The 26658-nt window shown below is 50.5% G+C and carries 21 protein-coding genes; 14 read left to right on the top strand and 7 right to left on the bottom strand.

Annotated elements, in window-relative coordinates; all coding sequences use genetic code 11:
* Positions 1–138: 138 nt before the first annotated feature.
* On the top strand, positions 139–1527 hold the full coding sequence (locus MKX50_RS17280; RefSeq protein ID WP_339157427.1) for a glycoside hydrolase family 4: 1389 nt from the start codon (positions 139–141) through the stop codon (positions 1525–1527).
* 154 nt (positions 1528–1681) lie between these two features.
* Positions 1682–2836 (top strand): glycosyl hydrolase family 88, encoded by a 1155-nt coding sequence (locus MKX50_RS17275; protein ID WP_339157426.1) that lies wholly within the window; start codon positions 1682–1684, stop codon positions 2834–2836.
* Between the two features lie 827 nt (positions 2837–3663).
* Here MKX50_RS17275 and MKX50_RS17270 read toward each other — a convergent pair.
* The gene (locus MKX50_RS17270; RefSeq protein ID WP_339157425.1) at positions 3664–4701 is read right to left on the bottom strand and encodes a LacI family DNA-binding transcriptional regulator; all 1038 of its coding nucleotides are present in this window, start codon (positions 4699–4701) and stop codon (positions 3664–3666) included.
* 279 nt (positions 4702–4980) lie between these two features.
* On the opposite strand from MKX50_RS17270, the gene MKX50_RS17265 reads away from it, so the two are divergent.
* From MKX50_RS17265 to MKX50_RS17245, 5 genes are all read left to right on the top strand, one after another.
* Positions 4981–6414, top strand: coding sequence for an L-fucose/L-arabinose isomerase family protein (locus MKX50_RS17265; protein ID WP_339157424.1), 1434 nt, complete (start codon positions 4981–4983; stop codon positions 6412–6414).
* A 31-nt stretch (positions 6415–6445) separates the two neighbouring features.
* Positions 6446–7291, top strand: a complete 846-nt coding sequence (locus MKX50_RS17260; protein WP_339157423.1) for a transketolase — start codon at positions 6446–6448, stop codon at positions 7289–7291.
* Positions 7292–7293: 2 nt separating this feature from the next.
* Positions 7294–8232 (top strand): transketolase C-terminal domain-containing protein, encoded by a 939-nt coding sequence (locus MKX50_RS17255; RefSeq protein ID WP_339157422.1) that lies wholly within the window; start codon positions 7294–7296, stop codon positions 8230–8232.
* Between the two features lie 12 nt (positions 8233–8244).
* Positions 8245–9819 carry a glycerol kinase GlpK gene (gene glpK, locus MKX50_RS17250; protein ID WP_339157421.1) on the top strand — a complete coding sequence of 525 codons (1575 nt, stop codon included), beginning with the start codon at positions 8245–8247 and terminating at the stop codon, positions 9817–9819.
* A gap of 109 nt (positions 9820–9928) precedes the next feature.
* On the top strand, positions 9929–11509 hold the full coding sequence (locus MKX50_RS17245; RefSeq protein ID WP_339157420.1) for a glycoside hydrolase family 43 protein: 1581 nt from the start codon (positions 9929–9931) through the stop codon (positions 11507–11509).
* A 130-nt stretch (positions 11510–11639) separates the two neighbouring features.
* Here MKX50_RS17245 and MKX50_RS17240 read toward each other — a convergent pair whose 3' ends face one another.
* The 4 genes from MKX50_RS17240 to MKX50_RS17225 are packed head-to-tail and all read right to left on the bottom strand — an operon-like array spanning position 11640 to position 15509.
* Positions 11640–12674: a Gfo/Idh/MocA family oxidoreductase gene (locus MKX50_RS17240; protein WP_339157419.1), complete on the bottom strand. Its 1035-nt coding sequence runs from the start codon at positions 12672–12674 to the stop codon at positions 11640–11642.
* A 1-nt stretch (position 12675) separates the two neighbouring features.
* Positions 12676–13437: a sugar phosphate isomerase/epimerase gene (locus MKX50_RS17235; RefSeq protein WP_339157418.1), complete on the bottom strand. Its 762-nt coding sequence runs from the start codon at positions 13435–13437 to the stop codon at positions 12676–12678.
* Between the two features lie 45 nt (positions 13438–13482).
* Positions 13483–14646 carry a Gfo/Idh/MocA family oxidoreductase gene (locus MKX50_RS17230; RefSeq protein ID WP_339157417.1) on the bottom strand — a complete coding sequence of 388 codons (1164 nt, stop codon included), beginning with the start codon at positions 14644–14646 and terminating at the stop codon, positions 13483–13485.
* A gap of 14 nt (positions 14647–14660) precedes the next feature.
* A complete protein-coding gene (locus MKX50_RS17225; protein ID WP_213590060.1) occupies positions 14661–15509 on the bottom strand; it encodes a sugar phosphate isomerase/epimerase family protein in 849 nt (282 codons plus the stop codon).
* 122 nt (positions 15510–15631) lie between these two features.
* On the opposite strand from MKX50_RS17225, the gene MKX50_RS17220 reads away from it, so the two are divergent.
* From MKX50_RS17220 to MKX50_RS17190, 7 genes are all read left to right on the top strand, one after another.
* Positions 15632–16483: an AraC family transcriptional regulator gene (locus tag MKX50_RS17220; RefSeq protein WP_339157416.1), complete on the top strand. Its 852-nt coding sequence runs from the start codon at positions 15632–15634 to the stop codon at positions 16481–16483.
* Between the two features lie 229 nt (positions 16484–16712).
* Positions 16713–18323 (top strand): response regulator, encoded by a 1611-nt coding sequence (locus MKX50_RS17215; protein ID WP_339157415.1) that lies wholly within the window; start codon positions 16713–16715, stop codon positions 18321–18323.
* Positions 18324–18334: 11 nt separating this feature from the next.
* Positions 18335–20095 (top strand): sensor histidine kinase, encoded by a 1761-nt coding sequence (locus MKX50_RS17210; RefSeq protein WP_213590065.1) that lies wholly within the window; start codon positions 18335–18337, stop codon positions 20093–20095.
* Positions 20096–20293: 198 nt separating this feature from the next.
* On the top strand, positions 20294–21625 hold the full coding sequence (locus tag MKX50_RS17205; RefSeq protein ID WP_339157414.1) for an extracellular solute-binding protein: 1332 nt from the start codon (positions 20294–20296) through the stop codon (positions 21623–21625).
* Between the two features lie 82 nt (positions 21626–21707).
* Positions 21708–22607: a sugar ABC transporter permease gene (locus MKX50_RS17200; protein WP_213590067.1), complete on the top strand. Its 900-nt coding sequence runs from the start codon at positions 21708–21710 to the stop codon at positions 22605–22607.
* 1 nt (position 22608) lies between these two features.
* On the top strand, positions 22609–23445 hold the full coding sequence (locus MKX50_RS17195; RefSeq protein ID WP_213590069.1) for a carbohydrate ABC transporter permease: 837 nt from the start codon (positions 22609–22611) through the stop codon (positions 23443–23445).
* Positions 23446–23545: 100 nt separating this feature from the next.
* Entirely contained in the window at positions 23546–25000 is a 1455-nt protein-coding gene (locus MKX50_RS17190) for a glycosyl hydrolase family 28 protein (RefSeq protein ID WP_339157413.1), read from the top strand.
* 84 nt (positions 25001–25084) lie between these two features.
* On the opposite strand, the gene kduD is transcribed toward MKX50_RS17190, so the two are convergent.
* Together kduD and MKX50_RS17180 are read right to left on the bottom strand one after the other, a co-directional pair.
* On the bottom strand, positions 25085–25837 hold the full coding sequence (kduD, locus tag MKX50_RS17185; protein ID WP_213590073.1) for a 2-dehydro-3-deoxy-D-gluconate 5-dehydrogenase KduD: 753 nt from the start codon (positions 25835–25837) through the stop codon (positions 25085–25087).
* Between the two features lie 25 nt (positions 25838–25862).
* Positions 25863–26633, bottom strand: a complete 771-nt coding sequence (locus MKX50_RS17180; protein WP_213590075.1) for a DeoR/GlpR family DNA-binding transcription regulator — start codon at positions 26631–26633, stop codon at positions 25863–25865.
* Positions 26634–26658 lie beyond the last annotated feature (25 nt).

Raw genomic sequence — 26658 nt, 5'->3', positions numbered from 1 at the left:
TTAAATAATCATAGTATAACATTGAAGTTGCTGCTCATAAATAATCATACTATTTGACATAAACGTAAAACTATCTCATATTCTACTTTCGAAATCCGTCTCCTATAATGGGGTCATCACCCATAAGGAGGGTTTGTCATGATAGATTCTAAAGTATCACATCCGAAGATCGTCGTTATCGGGGCGGGAAGTTTATTTTTCGGGCGTCAATCGATTTGGCAGATGGTCGACTCTAAATACTTGAATCAAGGAACACTTGCTTTGGTAGATACGGACGAAGAAAAGCTGTCCAAGATGGTCAGGCTTGCTGAAATGGTGGCCAAGGAGAACCATGTGCCCCTTAAAGTGGAGGGCTCGACGAATCAGAGAGAGGTACTGAAGGATGCTGATTTTGTCGTCCTCAGCTTTGCTGAAAACACTGTAAAATACCGCGGCATCGATTGCCAGGTTGCTTTAAAATACGGAATTCGCATGTGCTCCGGGGATACGATCGGCCCAGGCGGGATCTTCAGAGCCATGAGAGAGCTGCCAGTCATAATGGAATGCGTTAAAGACATCGAGGAGCTTTGTCCCGATGCGTGGGTCATTAATTATATCAATCCTTCTGCCGTCCACGGCATCGCTTTAAGCCGGTATGCGCCTCAGCTGAAAACCTTCGCCCTTTGCGATAGCCACCATATGCCGCATAAGAAAGCTTATTATGCCATTCGGGCAGGCATCATTGAGGATATTAGCGAGTTCAATGAAGAGATTGATCAGAAATTTGATTTCCGCATTGCCGGCGTCAATCATTTCACCTGGCTGCTAAAAGCCGAGTATGATGGAAAGGATGTCATGCCTAAGATAGCTGAGTCGATGAGAATATCGGCGGGAACGGAAAACGATGGCGGGGATACAGGCGCAAAAGCGCTGTATAACGATGCCATCACGTATGAGCTCTATCACATTTTCGGGTATATTCCGACATGTACGGCCCACACGAAAGAATACGTCCGCTATTGGCAGGGACTGGGCAAGACGGAAGACACCATTCCGCCTTTATCGATTTGGGAAACGGAAGACCGGTATCAACGCCATGAGGAGATGTGGGAGCAAGTGGATAATTTCCTTTCCGGTAAACGTCCTATCGCTGACTATATGGCATCATTCGGGCCCGACCACGCCACGGATATTATCGAAAATATGGTGGGCAGCTTGGGCAAGCGGTTCTTTGTTAATACGCTCAATAACGGGGCGGTGACGAACATGAATGACGACGCTTTCCTAGAATTGTTATGTGAAGTGAATATGGACGGAATCAAACCCCTGCACGTGGGTGAGATGCCGCGGGGAATCCGGGGCATGCAGGAGCTCGTGCTGGATACGCACGAACTGACGGCGGAGGCTGTTGTAGAACGAAGCTTCACGAAATTGAGAAGAGCGATGCTAACTGATCCGCTGGTAAATTCCATACATGATGCAGATATGATGATTAAAGAGCTGCTGGAGTTGGAAAAGGAGATCATCCCGGGATATTGGTACGAGTAATTGGAGTAACGTGGGAATGTTCCTAAAATACCTGCATAAGCGGCTTAAAAAACTTCATTCAATTCCTGAAGCCGCGATGGTACGCTTGGAACAAGTTGTTGAAAAACGGATACCGTTTAGAAACGATTCCATGACGAAAGGCAGGAACAATCCCATGTTGAATGATACGGAACGGCAATGGCTGGATGGCGTCATCAGGAAACTGACACAGAAAATGGACGTGGTCAGCGAGCGTTCCCGGAACAAGATTCCTTATACGACGATTAACGGTGTGCACGACGATCGGGGCGCCCATAATCCTTCGGGCGATGACACAGACGGCATTTGCTGGTGGACCAACGGTTTCTGGGGAGGCATGCTGTGGCTTATGCACCATGAAACCGGCAACGAGAAGTACAAGGAGATCGCACAAATCTCCGAAGCCAAGCTGGATCGGTGCTTTCAAGAATTTTACGGTCTGCATCATGACGTTGGCTTTATGTGGCTGCCAACCAGCGTGGCGAATTACAAAGTGACGGGAAACGCGGAATCTCGAAAGCGGGCGCTCCATGCTGCGAATCTGCTGGCAGGCCGCTTCAATTTGGCAGGGGGCTTCATTCGCGCATGGAATGACCTGGAGGAAGGCGATACGAGGGGCTGGGCGATTATCGATTGCATGCTCAATATACCGCTCCTGTATTGGGCCACCGAAGAGACGGGGGATCCGCGATTCAGGCAAATCGCAATGAGGCACGCAGATACGTCTATGCAGGCCTTCGTTCGTCCTGACGGCTCTGTCAATCACATTGTCGAGTTCGATCCTTTTAAGGGGGGAGTCGTAAGGACGCACGGCGGCCAGGGCTACGGGGAAGGCTCTTCCTGGACGCGCGGGCAGACCTGGGCTTTGTACGGCTTCATGATGAGTTATATTCATACCGGAAAGGACGAGTATTTGCAGACGGCCAAGCGGGTTGCGCATTATTTTATGGCCAATATTCCAGAGGATGGCATCATCCCGGTCGATTTCAGACAGCCGGAGGAGCCAAGGCGGATGGACGATACGGCAGCAGCCATTGCGGCATGCGGATTCATCGAGATCGCCAAGGCCGTCGGCGGGCATGAAAGCCGCTCTTTTGTGGCGGCCGCGCTGAAGCTGCTAAGAACGCTCGATAAATCGCGGATCGATTGGTCGGCCGATACCGACCACTTCCTGCTAAATGGTTCCGGAGCCTATCATAGCGATACACATCATCAGGCGATTATTTACGGTGATTTTTACTTTATGGAAGCGATATTCAAGCTGAAGGGCAATGATCTTTATTTGTGGTAGATAAAATGTTGAAGCTATGCCGAGATGTTTATCGGCAGCGACAGGGTTGAAACGGTAACTGGACTAATAAGCCTAAAAGGCAAGGGGCTGTTGAATAAGTGCCTAAAATGAAAGCCAGATGGGAAATGCGATGTTTTCTGTCCGGCTTTATTTTACGCATTTATTTGAAGGAAAGTAGCTAGACGTATGCCTGCTATTTTCAGTAGATTGTGGGCTAATACTGCGTTCCAAACAATTGAATAATGGCAGCAACTTGAAAAATTTAGGTGGAGGAGGTATGGAGAGGATGATGCAAAGTTCAGAAGAAGCAAGGAGTGGAGGGTAAGGAGGGGTGCAGACTTGCTTGCGGAACTGAGCGACGTTATTCAGCGAAATATAGCCATTTTTGAAGGCTAACGGAACTGTAAGCCGTTAATGACTGCCATTCACGAAGTTTTGCCACCAAAATAGGCAAATAACGTCTCTGAGTTCCGTAAGGAGTACATTATTGCCAAAAATCATTGAAATAAGGCTGCTGATTTCCGTTACTGTCACCTAAGTCCAAGGCGATGCTTCAATCATAATCCAACATACTGCCGAGCCCTAGAAATAAAGCAATGCCTAAAGGTAGTATGAGACATCGACTCTGCCGCTCCGCGACTTGGGCGCGCGGGGGCTAGCCTCGCAACCCCACAGTCACACAGTCACACAGTTTCTCAACCCCGCAACCCCGCGGCCCCTACCACCAATAACAGCCCCATTCTGTCGTTTTGCCTTCGAGTTTTTATTCGGGAGCTTAAAGGAGATTTGGGAAAAAGCCCCGTCCCGCTATTCGATACTATTCAATGCTATTTGATGCCGCTCGATGACCCGCGCGGAATAAATTGGGTATCTACCTTGACCTTCGTCTTCACCGGCTGGGGGGATTCGATCGATTGAATCATCAGGTCAACGGCGAGTTGAGCCATCCGTTCTTTCTCGACATGGACGGTGGACAGCTCCGGCGATACGATCCGCGCTTCCGAAATATTATCGAATCCGACGACCGACACATCCTCTGGAATACGGTAGTTAAGCTCGCCTAACGTCTTGATGGCGCTGATAGCAATATAGTCACATTCGCAGAACAAGGCTGTCGGCATAGGTTTGCCAGAGGCCAGGTAGGCGGAGAGCTGACTTTTTAATTCATCCTGGGAGGATAGGATCGTGGGGGCTACGGCAAAGAAGCCGTCCCCGGCCACCTCCAGCTGGTGATCCCGAAGAGCGGCGAGGAAACCCCGCTTGCGGTCTTCGAAATTATGGATTCTCACGTTGGAGGCAATGTAGCCGATATTGCGATGTCCTAACCCGGCCAGATGAGCACCTGCCTGATAAGCACCCATGACATTATTGATTTCGATGAAGTGAACCGGAAGCGTCTCGTAGCAGGTATCGAGCACGACGAGCGGAGCAGTCAATTCATTAGCGATTGCCGCTATTTGTGCTTGACTCAGGTTCGTTCCAAGCAGAATGACGCCGTCGCTTCTTTTTTCCTCCACGATGGTTTTAATTTCCTCGACATAATGCTCCGGCTCTACCGAAGAGAACATGAGCGAATAACCGTAGCTCCGGCATCGTTCCTCGATGTATTGAATCAGCTCGCGAAAAAAAGGCTGTTGATAATATTGTTCAAGCACGATGCCGGAATTGGCGAATGCCAAAAAGAGTAACGTTTTGAGCGCCTGCTCGGGCGCTGCCGATTTGGATTTCGGGGAATATCCATGCTCTTTGGCGATTTGCAATATCCGCTCGCGTGTTTCCGCGCTGATGCCCTGTTTTCCGCTTAGCGCAAATGATACAGCCGCTTTGGAAACCCCGGCGATTTTGGCGATATCCTCCATTCTCACAGTTCAGAATCTCTCCATTCCCATTCAATTGTTTAGTAGGTTTAGTTTACACATCTCTAAAAAAATTATCAAGCTGAGGATAGTTGTTAACTTAAATGTTTAGTTAATTAAACTTAAAATAAACTAAAATTCAGTGAATATCGTTGACTAATTCCTAAACTGGTGGTAATTTTAACTCATAGCGATGAAAAATGACTAAACTTTACTCATCTAAGTTTAGTCAACGAACTTAAATTTGTTTAGTTTATTTAGTTCGACAATACCTGAGGAGTGAGCCGGATGAAGAAATTGAAATTGGGATATGCCCCTACACGTCGTTTTACGTTCAGTGCGGAGGATGCGTTCAAGTACAAAGTAATGATTAAGGAGAAGATCCAAAGCTTTGGAATGGACTTCGAGCTCGTAGATCTTGAAGGAATCAATGAGGAAGGGCTGCTGTACGACGATCATATCGCTGCGGACAGAATTGTAGAGCGGTTCAAACGCGAAAATGTCGATGCCGTCTTTTTTCCGCATTGTAATTTCGGGACAGAGGATACGGTGGCGAGGGTAGGCAAAGCGCTGGGCAAGCCAGTGCTGCTGTGGGGGCCGCGCGATGAAGCGCCGCTGGAGGACGGCATGCGCCTGCGCGATACGCAGTGCGGGCTGTTTGCGACCGGAAAGGTTCTGCGCCGTTTTAATGTGCCGTTTACGTATGTGACGAACAGCCGGGTCGATTCTCTGGTATTTGAGCGGGGATTTACGAATTTCGTAGCCGCGGCGAACGTGGTGAAGCAGTTCCGCAATCTGCGGATTTTGCAGATTGGCCCTAGACCGACATCGTTCTGGACGATGATGTGCAATGAAGGCGAATTGCTGGAACGGTTCGGCATCGAGCTTCATCCGATCACCCTGATCGACATTCAAAGAACATCGCAGCGGATCGAGAAAGGCAGCAGCTCAGAGCTGGCGGAGGCGATCGATTATATTAAAGCAAAGCTGGATTGGTCGGAGGTGACCGAGGAAGACGTTCGGCGGATTGCCGCTTTGAAGGTGGCGATGAAGCAGTACGCCGTGCAGAACGGATGCTCGGCCATTGCCATTCAATGCTGGTCGGCCTTGCAGGAGGCGATGGGCATCATGCCATGCCTTGCCAATGCCATTCTGACCGACGAGCAAATTCCAGTAACGTGCGAGACGGATATCCACGGGGCGATCACCTCGGTGATGGTGCAGGCTGCAACGATGAATCAGCTGCCGACTTTTTTTGCCGACCTGACGGTTCGTCATCCAGAGAATGAAAATGGGGAGCTATTGTTCCATTGCGGCAATTTTCCGGTATCGCTGTCTGTGGAGGAGCGGCCGAAGCTATCCCGGCATTTCCTGTTTGACGATCATGCCCCGGGGACGCATGAAGGCGAAATCAAAGGCGGCGGCATGACGCTGGCTAGATTCGATGGCGATCATGGGGAATATCAATTGTTCCTCGGCAAGGCTCGCGGCATTCAAGGGCCGTATACGCGCGGTTCTTACGTTTGGGTGGAAGTGAACGATTGGCCGTTATGGGAAGAAAAGCTGGTCAAAGGTCCTTATGTGCATCATTCGGTAGGTATACATGCCAACGTTATCCCGGCTTTATATGAGGCATGCAACTATATTCCCGGCTTGACGGCGGATCCCGTCGATCCGACAGAACAGCAAATCCAAGCCTGGCTGCGCGGTTCGAATTTATAAAACATCATGAAACAAGGAGGCGGCGGTGAAGATGGAAATTATTGAATTGAAAGCGAAGGCGGCGCAAATACGCATGGATCTGCTCCAGATGATTCATGGAGCCAAGGCGGGACATACCGGCGGATCGCTAAGCAACGCTGATATTTTGACGGCGCTTTATTATCGAGTCATGAACCTCGATCCGGCTCGTCCAAAATGGGAGGATCGCGATCGTTTTATAGCGAGCAAAGGTCATGCGGTGGAATCCTTATGGTGTATTTTGGCGGATAGAGGATTTTTCCCAAAAGAAGAATTAGAGACATTCTCACAGTTTGGAACGCGGTTAATCGGTCACCCGAATAATAAAGTGCCTGGGATTGAGATGAATACGGGAGCCCTGGGGCATGGCCTGGCGATCTCGGTGGGCATGGCACTGGCCTCCAAGCGAGACGGACGCGGCTACCGGGTATTCTGCCTGATGGGCGATGGGGAGCAAGCGGAAGGCTCCGTATGGGAGGCGGCAATGGCGGGAGCTCATTATAAGCTCGATAATTTGGTTGGCATCATTGACCGGAATGGGCTGCAAATCAGCGGCTCCACGGAAGAGGTTATGGGACTCGATCCGCTGGACGAGAAATGGGCGGCCTTTGGCTGGCACGTCATCTCAATCGACGGCAATGATATGGAGCAGCTCGTGGATACATTGGAGGCAGCTCCGACCGTTCCAGGAAAGCCAACGCTCATCATTGCCAATACCGTGAAGGCGAAAGGCATTTCCTTTGCCGAAAATGTGCCGCATTGGCATCACCACGTGCCAAGCGACGAGGAGCTTGCGCAGGCGTTGGCCGAGTTGTCCGCGGTTTTGGCTGGCTATCAACAGGAAGGGCAGGTTCGATAACAATGGGGAATAAAATTGCTAATCGTCAAGTCATTTGCGATACGCTGCTGGAGCTGGCGCAGAGCGATCGCGACATTATGGTGCTGGCCAGCGATTCCAGGGGCTCGGCGGCAATGGGGCCGTTCGCGCAGGACTATCCCGAGCAATTCGTGGAGGTCGGCATCGCGGAGCAGAACATCGTCGGCATATCGGCGGGGCTGGCCCACAGCGGGAAAAAGCCGTTCGTTACTTCGCCCGCCTGCTTCCTCTCGATGCGAAGCATCGAGCAGATTAAAGTGGACGTGGCTTATTCGGCAACGAATGTGAAGCTGATCGGAATCAGCGGCGGGATTAGCTACGGGGCGCTCGGGATGTCCCACCATTCCGTGCAGGATTTGGCGGTAACGCGAGCGATTCCCGGCCTTGCGGTCATTCTTCCGGCGGATCGTCATGAGACGAAACGGATGACCGAGGCGCTCGTGAATTATGAGGGCGGCGTCTATGTTCGCATCGGGCGAAATCCGGTAGAGGATGTTTACGAATCCGCGGATTATGACTTCGTCATCGGCAAAGCCGTTACGATGCGCGACGGCTCGGACATAACGCTGATCGCCGCAGGGGAAACGGTGCGGATTGCGCTGGATGCCGAGGTCAAGCTGAAGGAAGCCGGAGTTTCCTGCCGGGTGATCAATATGCATACGATCAAGCCGCTGGATGAAGAGGCGATCATTAAGGCAGCGAGGGAGACGGGCCGTATTATTACGGTGGAAGAGCATAGCGTACACGGCGGCCTTGGGGCTGCGGTAGCGGAGGTCGTCGTGCAGCATCATCCGGTGCCGCTTCGCCTGCTGGGCATTCCGGATGAACCTGCGATTGCCGGGAAAACGAAGGAAGTCTTCGAACATTACGGGATCAGTGCGGAGAACATCAAGAACCTGGCGCTGGATATGCTGGGACAATAGGAGCCAGGGGCGATGACGAACAAACAAGGATATTTGCTTACTATAGATCAGAGTACATCGGGAACGAAGGCGCTCATCATTGACTCGGCGGGGGCAATCATTGCCAAAAGCTCGGTGGAGCATAAGCAGTATTACCCCTCCCCAGGGTGGGTGGAGCATGATCCTATGGAAATTTACGAAAATGTGCTGCGCGCTTCCGAGGCCGTGCTTCAGCAGGCTGGCATCGAACCGAGCCGGCTTGCAGCCCTCACCCTGACGAATCAACGCGAAACGGCGGTGATGTGGGATCGGGCTACGGGGCTTCCGGTATGCAATGCCATTGTCTGGCAATGTCAGCGCACGGCAGAACGCTGCGAGGCGTTAAAGGCAGCGGGTTATGAAGAGATCGTAAGAGCGAAGACAGGGCTGATGCTTGATCCTTATTTCTCGGCGGCAAAATGGCGCTGGATACTGGAGCAGGTGCCTTATATCGACCGCCTGCTGGAAGAGGGACGTTTGCTGGCAGGCACGATGGACAGCTGGCTGCTCTGGAAGCTGAGCGGTGGAGCGGTTCATGCCACGGATTACACGAATGCGAGCCGAACTTCGCTGTTCAACATCCACGAGCTGCGCTGGGACACTGAGCTGTGCGAGCTGTTCGGCGTGCCGATCGAGCTTTTGCCTGAAGTGAAGTCATCCGATGCGGTATTCGGGGTAACGAATGCGAAGGATTCACAGCTGTTGTCCTACCCGATACCGATTGCCGGGATTATCGGCGATTCGCAGGCTGCTCTGTTCGGACAGCACTGCTTCGAGACAGGTATGGCCAAAGCGACTTATGGCACGGGGACATCTGTGCTGATGAATATCGGCGAGAAGCCAGTCGCCGCAGAGAATGGCCTGGTGCTCGCGATCGGCTGGAGCATCGGCGGGAAAGTAACCTACGCCCTGGAAGCCGTCATTCGTACATCGGGGGACACGATCAAGTGGGTTCGCGATAACTTGGGCTTGTTCCATACTTTTGCCGAGCTGGAGGAGCTGCTGCTTCAGACGCATCATAATGAAGGCGTTTACCTTGTTCCGGCCTTTGTCGGGCTGGGCGCGCCATACTGGGAGCCGCAGGCCAGGGCGATGATATCCGGAATGAGCCGGGGGACGGGCAGACCCCATATTATTCGGGCCGCGATCGAGAGCATTGCTTACCAGGTTCGGGACGCCATTGAGCTTATTGAAGAGGGGGCGGGAATTCCTCTTAAGATGCTCCGCACCGATGGGGGAGCTTCCGACAACACCACTCTCATACAATTTCAGGCGGACATGCTGGGCTGCGGGGTATCCAAGTCGGATGTTGCTGAACTATCGGCTTTGGGCTCGGCTTATATGGGCGGGCTTGGCATTGGAATCTGGGGTTCGCTCAGTGAAATTGCCAAGCAAATGCGAAAATACGAGATTTACATGCCTTTAATGGATCAGTCGCAGCGGGCGCAAAATTACGAGGGATGGAAGAGGGCGGTGGGAGTTGTGCTGCAAGACAGTGCCGCAGCTGACCGTTCGCCTATCGCCGAAGCTTCTGAAGCCGGTTCTAAAAAAAGCATACCATGCTCTTAAAAAGCAGCATACCTCCGCCCATTGCTCCATGATACAGTGAAAAGTGAAACCAAGTGACATGAAGAATGACCTCATGTTTCAAAGTGGTTTCACTGAAAGGAGCAAGCAAATGACAAGCATTATCAATCCTGTGATCCGAGGATTTAATCCGGACGCATCGATGATTCGCGTGGGGGAGGATTACTATCTTGCCACCTCTACCTTCGAGTGGTTTCCGGGTGTGCAAATTCATCATTCCAAAGATCTGGCGCATTGGCGGCCTTTGACGCGTCCGCTAAGCACCGTGTCTCAATTGGATCTGCTTGGAGCACCAAGTTCTGGAGGGATATGGGCGCCGGCGCTCACTTATGATCAAGGAACGTATTATTTAATGATTACGGACGTAAAAAGCCGTAAGGGTGTATTTAAGGATCTTCATAATTATTTATTGACGGCTACAGATATTAAGGGCCCCTGGTCAGAGCCGATATATTTAAATAGCAGCGGATTTGATCCGTATTTATTCCATGATGATGACGGACGGAAGTGGCTGCTGAATATGAAATGGGATTTTCGCAAGGGAAAAGATCGGTTTGCCGGCGTAGTCATGCAGGAGTATTCGCCTGAAGAAGAGCGCCTTGTCGGGCCGGTTCGTACGATCGCGACGGGGACGGATATCGGCGTCAGCGAGGGGCCGAATATGTTCAAACGAGACGGCTGGTATTACCTTCTGCTTGCCGAAGGAGGCACAGGCTGGAACCACGCAGCGACCCTGGCTCGTTCCCGCCGTATCGAAGGGCCTTACGAGTATGATCCAGAATATCCGCTCATCACAACGGTGAACGATCCGGACTATCCGCTGCAAAAGGCTGGGCACGCCGCGATTGTCGAGACGCAAAATGGAGAATGGTATATGTCCTTCATTTGCGCACGCACCCTGCCGGGACGCAGGCTGTGCCCGCTTGGCCGGGAGACAGGCATGCAGAAGCTGGAATGGACGGAGGACGGCTGGCTGCGGATCGCCGGAGGCGGACGTTTGCCGCAGCTCGAGGTAGAAATACCGGATCTTCCACTTCATCCTTTCCCGTCGCTTCCCGAGACGGATCATTTTGAGGCATCTGAGCTCGGCATTCAGTACCATACGCTCAGAGTTCCGGCGGACGAAGAATGGCTTAGTCTCACAGAGCGTCCGGGGTATTTGCGGATGCGCGGCCGCGAATCGCTATACTCCTGGTTCAGGCAGAGTATGGTGGCGAGACGGCTGGAGCACTTCGTATGCGAGGTGGAGACCTGTGTCGAGTTCGAGCCGGAGCATTTCAATCAAATGGCCGGATTAACCTTATACTACGATGACCGCGATCATTTCTATTTGCGGGTCAGCCATGATGAAGCGATTGGCAAGCATGTGGCGCTGACATTATCAGATCAAGGCAATTATGATGAGCCGGAAGGCGCTGTCGTCTCGGCGGAGGGCTGGAAACGGGTATATTTGAGAGCGAATATCGAATATGATGCGATTCAGTTCAGTTGTTCCCCTGACGGCATAAATTGGATCTATGTCGGCAGCCTGCAGGATTTGGGGCAGTTGGCCGATGAATATGAGGGAAAGCTTGGGTTCACGGGTACCTTCATCGGATTATGTGCTCAGGATTTGTCGGGAACGAAGCTGCATGCAGACTTCGATTACTTGCGCTATACGGGCAGGGAGTAATCTGGTTGAGGATTTCTACGCCAAGCTGGCTTTATTTGCATTACCCGGGTCCGACAAAAAATAGGATGCTAGACTAAAAAGCTGCCCTAAGTCTATACAGATTTTATAGACGAGGAGCAGCTTTTTCGTGTTAAAACAGCTCTACGGTTTGCCTGCAACGACGCCTTGAAGAAGCATAAATGGCATCAAGCAAGCCCATGGAATAGGCGGTTTCCTGCAGCGGGACGTAGCTGCCATCGCCGTAGGCAAGCTTCCGATAGAATTGGTCGATCAGTCTGGCATGGCCTTGCCCCCAATAGGATTTGCCGACGGCTGGCTGTTGATTCGCGCTGAATACATCGCTTTCGAGCCATTGAACATCCCCGCCGCTGACCAGCATAAGCTGGTTATCCATGTAGCGCAGCAAGCCTTTCTCCATATGCATTTCAATAAAAAAGGGACTGTTCTCGGAATGCCCGTTCGTAGCATAGAACATTCCGGCCTTGCCGTCCTTGTAATATAAAGTGGCTTCGGCGGTATCCTCGACCTCAATGATGTCCTGCAATACCCGCGTGTCGATATTTCCTTGAACCGCTTCAATCTCGCCTCCGAGATAGTACAGTAAATCCAGCATATGCACGGCCTGATTGATCAAGAGGCCGCCGCCTTCGGTTGCCCATTTGCCGCGCCAGGAGTCGGATCGGTAGTAGTCCGCCGTTCGCCTCCAGGTCAGGAACCCTTTAATGCCGAGCATTCGTCCAAGCGTACCCTCCGCAATCAGCTGCTTCGCTTTTTCGATGGACGGGTTCAATCGATTTTGCAAAATCGCGCAGCAGGCCACGCCGGAAGCTTTCACAGCATCCGCTACCTTGCGTGCTTCAGCGACGTTCATGGCCACGGGCTTTTCCAGTACGATATGCTTCCCGGCCTCGGCCGCCTGAATGGCCATTTCTGCATGCAAATGATGCGGGGTGCATATATGCAGGCTGTGAACCGCCGGGTCGGACAAGACCTGTTTAAAATCGGTATATACCCGGCAATCCTCCTTGCCAGCCAGCGTCTCGGCGCGCTCCTTGACAATATCGCATGCGCCGAATATCTCGGAGGCTTCCGATTGCCTGATGGCTGCGGCATGTACTGGGCCGATTGCGCCACAGCCGACAATGACGGCATTCAGCTGGTTCATCTTAGGAGAATCCGAACTTGTGCAAATTGTTATAGCTGATTTTCAAACTATCGAACGCGTCTGTCGGCCCGTCATCCCGTTCGATTAAATACCATTTGACTCCTGCCTCCTCGCAAGCTTGCAGAATTTCCGGCCAATGGAGATTGCCCTCCATAATCTCGGTCATGATCTGCTGCGAATCGATGATCGTCAAATCCTTCAGGTGGATGGCCTCGACTCTGTTCTTCAGCCTGCGAATCCAGGCGCTGGGGTCGCCGCCGCCCACCTGTACCCAGTAGGTGTCCAGTGTAAATAGGAAGTTCTCCGGACTTGTCTGTTCAATGAGCACATCCATGCCGAGCTTTCCGTTGTAGCTTTGAAATTCCCAATGATGGTTATGATAGCTGAACTTTAGTCCGTTTTGCGCCAATTCATCGGCGATCGCCGAGAATTTCTTGGCGAAGGCGATGTAGCCCTCGGCGCTATGATACTCGGCAGGTAATCCGCCCAGCCCCGCCAGCCCGCAGCCCAGCGTATGATGATCACGGATCACGCCATCCAGATCGTTGATGAATCGGTCATAAGGGATATGGGTGACCACAACTTTCAAACCATGGCCGCGGGCGATCGCCGCCAGCTCATCGACAGGGATATGCCAAATCGCGGATAACTGAATCGTCGTATAGCCCATTTCTTTAATTTTTCGCAGTGACTCATCAAACTCATTTGGCGTTCCGGCAAAATTCCGAACTGTATATAATTGCGCGCCTAGAATTTTCGTCATTGACGAAACCTCCTTTAATGTGCTGCCTTCAGTTTCCTATCCCAACTAATGCGTTCCCGACACGTCGACGACCTTTTGGACGACGTTCTTCTTTACCGTGGAGCTTTTAATTCTCTCCTGCAGCAGCTCATAGAAATGCTCGTGATCAAAGCGGTCAAGTTCTGCCCAGTCATCCGTCCAGGTTGAATAATGGATCGCATTCGAAATGAGCAGGCCGTGAATGCCATCCTCCCCTGGTGCAAGCAGCTTTTCACCCTGTAGAATCGCCTTTGCGAAGTTTTTAAATATGCCGATGTGCTGTTCACCACCGTCCCCCGAGACGGGAATTTCGCAGCGCCAGCATTCCGGCTTCCGGAACGGATCTACGTTCAGCCGATTATGCTCCCGTTCCGAAATGCGGTTCCGGTCAAACGTGATGCGATTGTTCTCGACGACGATTTTGCCCATATCTCCGGAAATCTCCAGCCGGTTTGTGCCTGGTGCCTCGCCCGTTGACGTGATATAGACGCCTGTTGCACCGTTTGGATATTCCAGATAAGCGGTCACATCATCCTCCACTTCGATGTCGTAATATTTGCCGAAGCTGCAGAAGGAGCGGATTCTGCGGGGCATGCCGAGCATCCAATGGAGCAAATCCAGGTTATGCGGGTTTTGGTTGATCAGCGTGCCGCCGCCCTCGCCTTCCCAAGTGGAGCGCCAGGAGCCGGAATCATGATAGGCCTGCGGACGGTACCAGTCCGTAATGATCCAGACGACTCGCTTAAGCTCGCCTAATTCGCCGCTTTGCACGAGTTCTCTCACTTTCTGGTACACGGGATTTGTCCGCTGATTGTACATGATGCCAAAAACTTTGTCCGACTGCTTCGCGGCCGCGTTCATCTCCAGCACCTGCTTCGTGTATACGCCGGCTGGCTTCTCGATGAGCACATGCAGGCCGCTGGCGAAGGCTTCAATCGCAAGCGAAGGATGATCATAATGAGGGACGGCGATTAAGACGGCATCGATCAGACCGCTTTCGTACAATTCCGTTGCATGTTCGAAGACGGCCACTCCCGGCAGATTCTCCTGCGCCCATGTCCTGCGCTCTAAGTTAATATCGCATACTGCGCCAAGCGTCATGCCCGGTACCTTGTGCTCCCGATGAATCCGCAAGCTGTGGGACATGCCCATATTGCCGATGCCGATGATGCCGAGGCGTACATTTTCCATGAGGATACCCTCCTTTAAATATTGTTCAGAATCGATATTAAGGATGAATGAGCTAATCTGAAGGTGTGAAGCCCGCTAGCTTCTAGCGTATCGGTCAGCGGAGCTTGCTCCAGCTCGGCCAAGCCTTGAAAACTGCCCAAATGCGGCTCCAGCGACAGGAAGCCTTCATATCCGCCAGCCTTCAAGCTTCTCAGCACATCCTCAACCCGCCCGTCTCCCATGCCTGCGGGAACATTGCTGCCATCGTCGAGTGCATCCTTGATATGCACATACCGGATATAAGGCTCCAGCAGCTCGAAGGCTGCCGGATATACCTCGCAGCCGCATTGCACAAAGTTGGCTGGATCGAAGGCGCTGGCGAAATGCGGAGACCGGCAGGCCTCCATCAGATCAAGGCAGCGCTCGGGACTGTCACCGTAGATGTCCTTTTCATTCTCGTGGAGAATCGTTAATCCGCTGCCCTCGGCGGCCTCGAGAATAGCGCCGACCCGCTCGATGACTTCGTTCCGGTACAGGGCAGGATCGCTGCCCTCCGGCATATAGAAGCTGAAAATGCGCACAAATGGACTATTCAATGTGTTAGCGGTTTCAAAAATCCGTTTGGCCATATCCAGATGAGCCCCAAAGTCTTCCGAAATGCTGATTTTGCCGATCGGTGAACCGATGGAGGAAACCTTGATCCCGTAATGGGCAAGCCTATGTTTGACCTCTACAATTTCTTTGTGTGACAGGATGGAGATGTTCTTTCCGTTCACGCCTCTTACCTCGATAAAATCGATGCCGAGTGCTTGTAATCCCTTCAATTGCGTCTCAAAATCCGCATCGATTTCATCAGCAAAGCCTGAAATCATAAATTTGGCCATTCTGATCTCACCTCTTCTTGGAGATTTCTACTTCAATTTATCATTAATATTTTCTAAGTTCTTCCCGATAATTGTTTGAAACTATGCGAATCTTGCTATATGTTTAGGGTGAGGTGATTTCGATGGAAGCAGGTCAGCAACGGAAATTTCATTATGCGGCTGCGGACAGTTCATTTTTTTATCACCATGCCAGAGACGAGCAGCCCAATCCGCTGGATTATAAACTCCATTATGAGAAGGGCTACGAAATATTTATGTTTATCAACGGTGCAGGCAGCTTTACGATTGAGGGCAGCAAATACGACTTGGAGCCCTACTCGATTCTAATGATGAATTCGAATGAGCTTCATGTCGTGAATATCGCTGAACACCTGCCGTATGAGCGGATCGTTTTAAGCATGGATGCCAATTTTCTGCCTCCCTTTATGGCTGGCGGAATCGATTTCTTTCGTACGATCAAATTCCGCAAGCTGGGGGAGGATAATCAGTTAAGCGCAGAGATCGTTAGAGCAAGCGGGCTGCTTGACTTGTTCGGTAAGCTGCGGCAGGCATTGGAGCAGAGGAGCACCGAGCATGAGATGGTTGCGAAATGCATCATTGTGCAGATTTTATCGGCAATCAATGATCTGGCAAAAGCGGATTTGCCGAGCAGCAGCAAGCTAAGGGATGACAAGGTCAGGGCTGTATTGGAGTATATTAATGCGAATTTGGAGGAGCAGCTTATGCTGGATGCGCTGTCGGAGAGATTTTTCGTCACGAAATATCATTTATGCCGTATTTTCAAGGAAACGACCGGATTTACGATTAATCAATATATCACTTATAAAAGAATCCAATTGGCCGATCAACTGATGATGCAGGGCTTTACGCCGACCCAGGCCTGCTTCATGTCTGGATTTAACGGCTATTCGAGCTTCTTCAAGGCCTACCGCAAGCTGACCGGAGGGACGCCGAGAAGCGGAAAGCCGCAATAACATACAGGTCAAACTAAAGAAACTGCACATGGGTCTTAAAAAACTGCATTCCGGTTGTGAACCATCATGTTAAAGTGGATTTAATGAGGTTCGGCCGTATCCCATTCCTGAAATTGTACGTTGAAATAGCATTGTAATTGTCGTTCTTATGGCACGCCGGAAGAACTCGTTGTTATATAATTAAAGTGAGCTTTAACACCCCAGCCCGCGCAGAAGGAGGAAGATGGCAATGAACATTAGGGTGTTGTTGGCTGATGATGAGCCGGTCATTTTGCGGGGATTGAAGAAGCTAATTTCGTGGGAAGAGCTTGGGCTGACAATCGTTGGGGAGGCCAATGACGGAAACGAGCTAAGACAGCTCATTCAGACATGTAACCCGGATTTAATCATTAGCGATATAAGTATGCCCGGCTGCAGCGGGATCGATATCATTCGGGAAATCCACGAAAAGAACCAACAAGTCAAAGTCGTATTTATTAGCGCTTATCAAGAGTTTGCCTATGCCAAGCAGGCGATTCAATACGGGGCGCTTGAATATTTGGTCAAGCCGGTAATTAAGGCCCATTTGGAAGAAGTGGTTACGAGAGCAGCAGCGTTAATCCGAGAGGAGACGGAGGGCGAGCGGGCAAAGGAAATGCTTGATCATTATGAACGGAAGAATCGCACCGTAACGATCGAGGAGCTGCTCGATGGCCTGACGGACGGCAACCGGAGAGCGGCAGCCGAGCTGATTCATTTGGGCGCTATCGCCGTCAGCAAGTATACAACAGTATGTCTACTGGAGACGGATGCGGATCTTAGCGGGGCTTCGCACTGGGAGGAACGGGAGCGCAAGCTGGTTCATTTTGCACTGAACAATATTATTAAGGAAACGATAGAAGAAGCTGCCGGAAATGCGCTTATGTTTCATAAAGAAGGGCAATTTGGCATTTTGGTTCAGCACGAAACTCCGAGGGAGCCGATTCAGCTAGCGGAGGATCTGCATGGGAAGATCAATAGCTATTTGAAGCTGAAGGTATCTATCGGTATCGGCGGCGCGGTCTCCGACACCGAGGAAGCAGAGCATTCGTACCGCACCGCATTGAAAGCGCTTAGAAGAAAGTATTTCGTCGGCTTGAATCGGGTCATTGAAAATGATCGATGGGATTCCGAATCTTCTAAATCTCCTAGATCTCTTGGCCATACCTTAATCGAACTGCAAGGATCTTTGGTCAAGGCATTGACCTCGCAGCAGAGAGAGCAGATTGGCGTACTAACGCAGCAATTACTCAGCTTAATTAAGCAGCAGGCCGGTGGAAGCAAGAACGTGGCGGTATCAAATGTTTATAACATGATTCTGGTGCTGGAACAGGAGATGTCCCATATCGGGGTTTCAATAGATCAAAGCTATCAGGAGTCTTCGGCGCTGCTTGACCGGTTATCCGCCCATTGCACGTATGAGGGCGTGGAGAGGGAAGTCGAAGCCCTCGTGCAGCAGATTTATGAGCAAATCGCCCGTAAACTGACAAATAAGGAAGCCGTGCAGCTAGGAGAGATTAAAGCTTATATCGAGGAGCATTACAAGGAGAACATTACACTGGACTCCATGGCCTCGATGATTTATATGAACCCCTACTATTTCAGCAGCTTCTTCAAGAAGCATACGGGGCAGAATTTCAAGCAGTATTTGACTGAGGTCCGCATGAAGCATGCAGTTCGTCTGCTGCTTGAGACCGACATGATGATTTACGAAATCTCCGACCGCGTAGGTTATAACAATGCCAGACATTTCAGCGACATGTTCAAGAAAATGTACGGCAAGCTGCCGCAGGAGTACAAGCAATCCGCTAAAGTCGAATAGGAGAACTGCATATGCGTTTATGGGGCCGCAAGTTTACTAGCATTTTCGTTAAATTTTCAGCGTCCTTTATTTTAGTCGGGCTTATTCCGCTGTTTGCCCTGAGCTTGTTTTCGGTGAATACATTCACCGGATATGTAGAGCGCTATACGACCGGCAATTTGCAGCAGATGGTATTGTATATGAGCTACAACCTGAATTCAGCATTTAACCAATACAACGAGGTATCCAAGCTGATGTACACTGGAAGGTATGAGGGGTATGTCGAGAGTTCAAGTCAAAACCAGACTTACAATGTCAATGAGCTGGAGCAGATCAACAGCATTCCGGTCGATTCATTTTTGAAGACGGTGTTGTATAGCGATACTTATATTAGCAGTGTTTATTTTGTCCGCGAGAGCGACGGGAAGCTCTATTACCAAGAGAAGGAGAACAAGGGACTGGCTGCGGAGCTTCTTCCACATGAAGAGTGGCGCGAGCAAATGAGCGGCAATCCTTCCAAATTGGCGATATTTCCTACGCATTCCGACGGCTATTTTCCGACCTCTGACCGGAAGGTATTTACGATCGGCCGTAATTTAATCGATATTTCCGGCCGTGTTACGGCAGAACCCAAAGTCGTAGGCACTTTATTCATTGATGTAGACACGGTTATTTTCGATCAGTTTCTGAAGGAGCTGAATTTAGGGGAGAAGGACGAACTGTATTTGCTCGATGGAGAAGGCAAAGTATATTTCAGCAATAAAGAGCCCGCATCGGCGGACGGAAAGCGGCTAGTGTCAGGGTCGGATCAAGGGATGATGGTCATGTCGGAGCCAATCCCGTTTCTTGAGGGCAGCTTGACGGCCCGTATTCATCGCGATTCGCTGTTTGAGCAGCTGTTTTCTGTGCGCATGACGATCTTTATCGCTATCGCTCTGTGCTCCATAGCCCTCATTATTATGGGAACCTGGTTCTCCAGGCGGCTGTCGGCTCCAATCCTGACTCTGATGAGGCAAATGAGCAAGGTCGAGTCTGGAAACCTGAATACTCAGGTCGAAATTCAGAGCAATGACGAGTTTGGCAGGCTCAGCTATAGCTTTAATCGAATGGTCGAGCGCCTGAAGGCGTATATCGATGAGGCTTATGTCGCCCAGATCAAGCAGAAGCAGACCGAGTTGAATGCACTAAAGAGCCAGATTCGTCCGCATTACCTGTATAACACGCTTGAGGTCATCCGAATGAATGCCGTGGACAAGGATCAGGATGAGGTGGCGGACATGATCCTCTCCCTCTCCAATCAATTGAAATACGTGATCGATTACGGCGAGGAGAAGGTTAGCCTTCTTAGCGAGCTGGAGCATTTGAAGGACTATTTCTACATTATTTCGGTTCGATACGACAAGCGCTTCGAGCTTCATTGCAGCATAGAGCCGGAGGTGGATTTGAACTGGCCAATATTGAAGCTGTCCCTCCAGCCTCTCGTGGAGAATGCCATTCAGCATGGGCTCAAGCAGAAAGGCAAAGGCACGGTAGGGCTGACCGTGGAGAAGCACGGCGACACGCTTATTGTTACTGTGTATGACGACGGAATTGGGATGGGCCGGGAGAAATTAGAGGGTATTCACATGGCTCTGAACGATCCAGAGGCTCCGGGGAAAAACGTCGGTCTGAAAAATGTGCATGAACGGATTAAATCGGTATTCGGCGAGCAATACGGCCTGACGATTAACAGCAGGGAGCATGTCGGCACATCCGTGCTTCTTGCTTTTCCGATTGCTGAGGAGACAGTCTAGCGTCTTTGGCGAATGAGAGGATAATCCTCTCGTTCGCTTTTGTTTTCTCTTCTTAAAATTGAGCATATGGCGCTTAAAAAAGTTCATTCTAATCCAAAAATGGGGATGCTATGCTGTTATCAAGGGAAACGCTTACAGATGATGCGCACATCCGTCACCCGTTTCCGTCTAGAGGCAAAAGGGAGGTTATCTCAAACTATGTTTAGAAAAACATTGCTGAAACTATCCGTACTATTATTAGTGGCGACAACGATACTGACCGCTTGCGGCGGCAACAATGCAGGCGGCAATCCCGCTAACACGACGGGGAATGGCGCTGCAGACGATGCGAAGAAAGAGGTTGCATTTACGATAGGTTATGCTTCCGGCGACCCGGCGACGAAAAAAGCGATTGCCGATACGGTCAAGAAGTTTATGGAAGTGAATCCTCATATCAAAATAAAGGATTTGAGCGAAACAACGTCATCGGCTTACCTGGATTGGTTGAAGACTAAAGATGCCGTCGGCGAATTCCCGGATCTCGTAGAAATGCGGGACACGGAGGTGTTCGCGGATGCTGGGAAAATTGTAGAGCTGCCGGCAGATTTGCTTGATCTGTTCGAGGCGCCGCCTGAAGTGGATGGCAAGGTGTGGAATGCTCCGATGCAGGTCAATGCGCCGCAAGGAATCATTTACAGCAAGAAAGCTTATGCCGATGCCGGCGTAACTGAATTGCCAAAAACCTATGACGAGTTTATCGAAATCCAGGAAAAGTTGAAAGCGACCGGAATTTCTCCGATCGTCGTAGGCGGCAAAGATATTTTCCATATGGGCTTCTGGGTAAATAAGTTCCTTATCGATGCTGTATACGCTGAAGATCCGGATTGGAACTCTAAGCGTACGGCGCAGCAGGCTAGCTTCACCGAGGACAAAGTAGTTCGAGCCATGACGGATTTTAAAGATCTGTTCCAAAAGTATGTCGATAAAGGCTGGTTGAGTACGGGAGATAACCAGACAGCTTCGATCCTCGTTAGCGGCAAAGCGGCGCAGTTGTACTCGGGAACCTGGATGTTCACGCAAATTGCAGAAGCGGATCCTAATTTTGAATTCGGGTTCTATGCTGTTCCTGACCGCGAAGGGAAAATAAATGTGATTGGGCTGCCATCTCCTGCCGGCTGGTCCATTTCGACGGAAGCGTCCCAGGATGCGGATAAGGTTGAAGCGATCAAGGAATTCATCCGATTCTTCTTTGAGCCGGAAAATTATTCGAACTATTTGGCAAGCATTAACGCGATTCCCTCAACTAAAGCAGAAGTGACTTATGAGACCAGCGAGCAAATGCAGGTTGCGCTCGATCTGATTGCTGATCCGACTGTAAATAAATCTTTGGCGATCAACAATTGGTGGGGCGACAATTTAATACCTCCGCAATTCCGGAACTGGTACTATAAGCTGCTCCAGGAGCTTGTTGTGAAGGACGGGGACGTTGCGGATTACATGAAGCAAGCCGATACGGAATATGACAATCAAGTGAAAGCGAACGCTATGTAAAAGCAAGATGCTGAGGAGCGGAACCTCTTCGGGGGTTCCCTTTCTTTTCATACGAGCGATTGAGGGAGGGAGAGGAGAAACTATGGCTACACCTACCATTAAAAAAAAGAAAACGTGGCAGCCTTACGCATTGTATTTCATCCTGCCATCATTTATATTGTACACCCTCTTCGTGATTGTTCCGACGCTAGGAAGTGTATATTACAGCTTCACCTCTTGGGATGGCATCAGCTCTGATGTTCGATTCATCGGATTGGCCAACTTCGTGGAAATTTGGAATAGTCCCAGGGTTCACAATGCATTAAAAAATACGATGGTATTAACGATTAGTCTTGTTATTCTTGAAAATATCGTCGCCATTCTCTTGGCGGTTTTCGTCGATAAAGTACGCTGGCTAAGTAAAATTTTCAGAAGCATATTTTATTTTCCGACCCTGCTAAGCGGCATCGTCATGGGGTTCGTCTGGGCCATGATGCTCAACTACAACTTCGGCGTCGTGAATCAAATGTTGGACAAACTCGGATTAGGCGCATTCGCCGTAGATTGGCTGGGCGATCCCAAATATGCCATGCTGGCCGTCATTTTATCTACCGTATGGAAGGGCGCAGGCTATTATATGATTATTTATCTCGCAGGTTTGCAGGGCATTCCGCAAGAGCTCAATGAAGCGGCAAGCATCGATGGAGCCAACGGCTGGCAGCAATTCCGTCATATCACCTTCCCGCTCCTGGCCGGATCGGTTACGGTATGTATGGTTCTAGCTATGATTAGCGCCCTGAAAATATTCGACCAAATCGCAGTCATGACCGACGGCGGTCCTGGTTTTGAAACCGAAACATTGACGTATCTCATCTATAAAGTAGGCTTCGGCGAATTGCGGCAAGGATTCGGCACCGCACTGGCGCTGGTACTGTTCTTCATCATATTGATCATTACCGTGTTCCAGGTGAAAGTCCTCCAGAAGAGGGAGGTTGAAATGTAATATGACACTGAAAACACGAAAAACACTCATAAATTTGAGCATATTCCTGATCACGCTGGTGATCGCCGTCATTTTCTTCTTTCCGATCTTCTTTAATATTATGTCGGCCTTTAAGAGCAACGCCGAAATTATGCGCGACGCGATCTCTTTTCCGCAATCGTTATATTTGGACAGCTTTAAATATTTGCTGACGGAAACGAACTATCCTTTAGCGATCGTAAACAGCTTGATTCTGACTGTCGTTTCCATCCTGTTCCAGGTGATTATTATCCCTATGGCAGGCTATGCGATCCAGCGCAGAAATACGAGATGGACTAGATTTATGTTCGTCTACTTCCTGGCCGGGATGATGATTCCGTTCCAGGCTTATATGATCCCTTTGTTCAAGGAATTGAAAATGCTCGGCCTGTACGGCAGCTTGGCAGGCCCCATCATGATTTATATCGCCGGGGCGGTCGGCTTCGGCAGCCTGCTGTACTCCAGCTTCGTCAAAGGTATTCCGCTTGAAATCGAAGAAGCGGCTGAAATCGACGGATGCTCCAAAGTAAGGACGTTCTGGATGATCGTATTCCCGCTTCTGGGGCCCGTTACGGCGAGCATGGTTGTGCTGAACGGACTCGGGATATGGAATGACTTCCTCATGCCGATGCTGGTACTTCCGTCTGGCCAGCCGAAGACGATGGTTGTGGAAATCTATCGTTACATCGGTGAATTCTCCTCCCGCTGGGATATGATTTTTGCGGGGACGACGATGTCGGTCGTACCGGTGCTCCTTGCCTTTATTTTTCTGCAAAAGTATTTCGTCAAAGGCATTGCCGCAGGCGCAACAAAAGGATAGGGGCGGGAAACATAGAATCATCGTTTAAATACAGCCGGGTATTTCTACTCCGGCTGTATTTCTTAACTAGCAAATAACTATGAATTACTGGGGGATACAGATGAACAAGACCGTAATCTATTCAGCACCCGAAGGAGCCGTTGGTTCGAAGGATTATCGCGTTCGTGCGCGGGCCAAGGATGGAGATTGGCAGGAGCTGTTTCTTTATGAGGTAAAAGTGGACATGCATCACGTTCGTAAGGCAGCGATGACCTATTTTGACCGCGAAGGCATCGTTGAAGTGGAAATTGAATGCTTGTTTACCGACATACGTTCCGTGGTCATCCGCCCGCTCTCTGCGCAAATAAAGGCAGACCACGAGAGCGGGATCATCCGTTTTGTGGTCGACCGTTCCGTGAAATTATCAGTGGAGATCAATGGCGAACGGTTTCGCAACCTGCATCTGTTTGCTGGAGAACCGGAACAGGATGCTCCCCAGCCGGATGATCCCGGTGTAGTCGTATTAGAGCGGCCGGGAAAAACGGCCGTTCATCGTGCCGCGGATATATGGAGATTGCTTAAGACGCCGCTAGACAGCTCGGGACAGGAGCCTGACATTCTATATTTTGCCCCGGGGCTGCATTATATCGAAGAGACGATACTGCGGATTCCGTCCGGGAAAACGGTCTATATTGCAGGCGGTGCTATCGTTGTGGGCTCGCTGGTTTGCGAACATGTACAGGATGTAACCATTAAAGGAAGAGGCGTTCTGTATTTATCCGAGTATCACAGATACTCTGCCTTCCGCGGCATCCGTATCGGGTTCTCGCGTAATATCGAGGTTGAGGGGTTAATTCTCATAGACCCTCCTCACTACAGTATTTATATCGGGAAGTCGAGGCAGATCCGGATCCGAAATTTTAAATCATTCAGCACAAGAGGCTGGTCGGATGGCATCGATATGATGGCCAGCTCGGATGTTGAGATCGATGATGTGTTCCTTCGTACCTCGGATGACTGTATTGCCATTTACGGAACCCGCTGGGATTATCGTGGAGGCACAAGCGGCGTAAAGGTCCGCAATTCGGTATTATGGGCCGATGTGGCGCACCCGATAATGATTGGCACGCATGGCGATTACGAAAAGGAGGGGGATACGATCGAAGATATCGTGTTCGAGAATTTGGATATTCTTGAACATCATGAGCCCCAAGAGAACTATTGGGGAGCGATGGCGATCAATGCGGGTGATAAGAATACTGTCCGCAACGTTCGATATGATGATATTCGCGTGGAGCCTTTTGAATTGGGACAATTGATCGATATTCGGGTGGTGCATAATCCCGATTATAACCCTGCGCCGGGCACACGCATTGAGAATATTACATTTCGCAATGTCAGCTACACAGGAGATAACGCCAAGCCGAACCGGATTTACGGATTTGATCAGGACAGAGTTGTCGATGGGGTGACATTTATTCGGTTACAAATAAACGGGCAGACGATACTTCAGGCCGAAGAGGGGCATTTTCATATCAATGAGCATGCCCGCAGCATTAAGTTTTTGGCTGAATAATGCAGATGGAAAAAAGAGACATAAAGACGTTTATCCAAGTCTTTATGTCTCTTTTTTAGTAAAGCCTGTTGGAACCGAAATGAATTATCTGGCCATCCAGCCTCCGTCTACGCAGAGAACATGGCCGTTCAAATAGTCGGATGCGGAGGAGGCGAGGAATACCGCCGAGCCTTTAAGGTCTTCCGGCGTTCCCCAGCGTCCGGCAGGAATCCGGTCCGTAATTGAAGCGTAGCGGTTCTCATCCGCGCGAATTTGCGCGGTATTATCCGTAACCATATAACCCGGAGCGATGCCATTAACCTGTACGCCGCCGCTAGCCCATTCGTTGGCAAAGGCTTTGGTCAGGCCGGCAACGGCATGCTTGCTGGCCGTATACCCTGGAACGTTGATGCCGCCTTGATAGGAGAGCATCGAGCAGATGTTGATGATTTTGCCGCTGCCTCTCTCCAGCATATGGCGCCCTGCAAGCTGCGACAACAGAAATACCGTATTGAGGTTCAGGTCAAGCACATCGGACCAATCCTTCGCGCTATGGTCTTTAGCCGGTGTGCGGCGTATAATACCGGCGTTGTTTACCAGGATATCAATCTGGCCTGTCAGCTTAAGCGCCTCGTTAAAGGTTGCCTCTAATTTGCTGTGATCGCTTAAATCGACTTGAACGACGGTCGCTTTTCTTCCAAGGCCTTTAATTTGATTCACGGTCTCTTCGCTGCGGCCAAGGGATACACAGACGACATCCGCTCCAGCTTCGGCAAGCCCGATGGCGATACCCTGTCCCAATCCGCCGGTAGTACCTGTTACCAGAGCGGTTTTGCCTGTTAAATCGAACAATTTCATGGGTTGGACTCTCCTTCATAAATGGTTAGAAGTTCTTATTGTTTCCGCACTCGATCGATACTCCCGCGCTGCTGTACTGGCGGGCAACCTCGGCCGGCAGTCCGCTGTCGGTAATGATGCAGGTCAGCTCATTGATGGAGGCGAACGTCCGCAGCGCGGTTTGCCCGAATTTATGATGGTTAATGACGGCGATGACTTCGCGGGCGGTTTCGATTAAAGCCCGTTTGAAGCCGATCAGGTCTCCGGTATAAATCGATAACCCATGTTCCGGGTGAATGCCTGTCGCCGAAATAAAAGCTTTTTGAATGTTCAACTGCTGAATATACGAAGTCGCTTCCGGCCCGGCCAGCATGTTGCGAACCCGGTAGCCGCCGGGGACGACGAGACGTATATTGTCCTTCGCGGCCAGTTCGCTGATGATATAGACATCATTCGTAATGACGGTTAACGGCTCATTGCTAAGACGGCGGGCAATCTCCAATGTCGTGCTCCCCCCGTCCAGCGCAATGATGTCGTTAGGTTCGATGTGCTGCAACGCTCTAAGGGCAATATCGGCTTTCTCATCCGCATGCTTCGCGAGCGGTTCCTTGGAAGGGAGGATGCCGAATTGATCGCTTTGCGCCAGAATGGCGCCGCCATGAACGCGAACAATCAAACCCTGCTCCTCGAGCCGGGTCAAATCCTCGCGAATCGTCTTGCCGGTTACCCCCAGCTTGTCGCTTAACTCCGCAACCGTCACCTCTTTATTCGTCAGCAGAACTTCCATGATTCTCTCATGCCGTCTAATCGGACTCATACCATCTCAACTCTTCCGTAAATAT

Origin of the sequence: Paenibacillus sp. FSL W8-0186 (assembly GCF_037969765.1) — a bacterium.
In the GTDB taxonomy this organism is placed as follows: domain Bacteria; phylum Bacillota; class Bacilli; order Paenibacillales; family Paenibacillaceae; genus Fontibacillus; species Fontibacillus woosongensis.
This window is presented reverse-complemented; position numbering and strand designations above follow the sequence as displayed.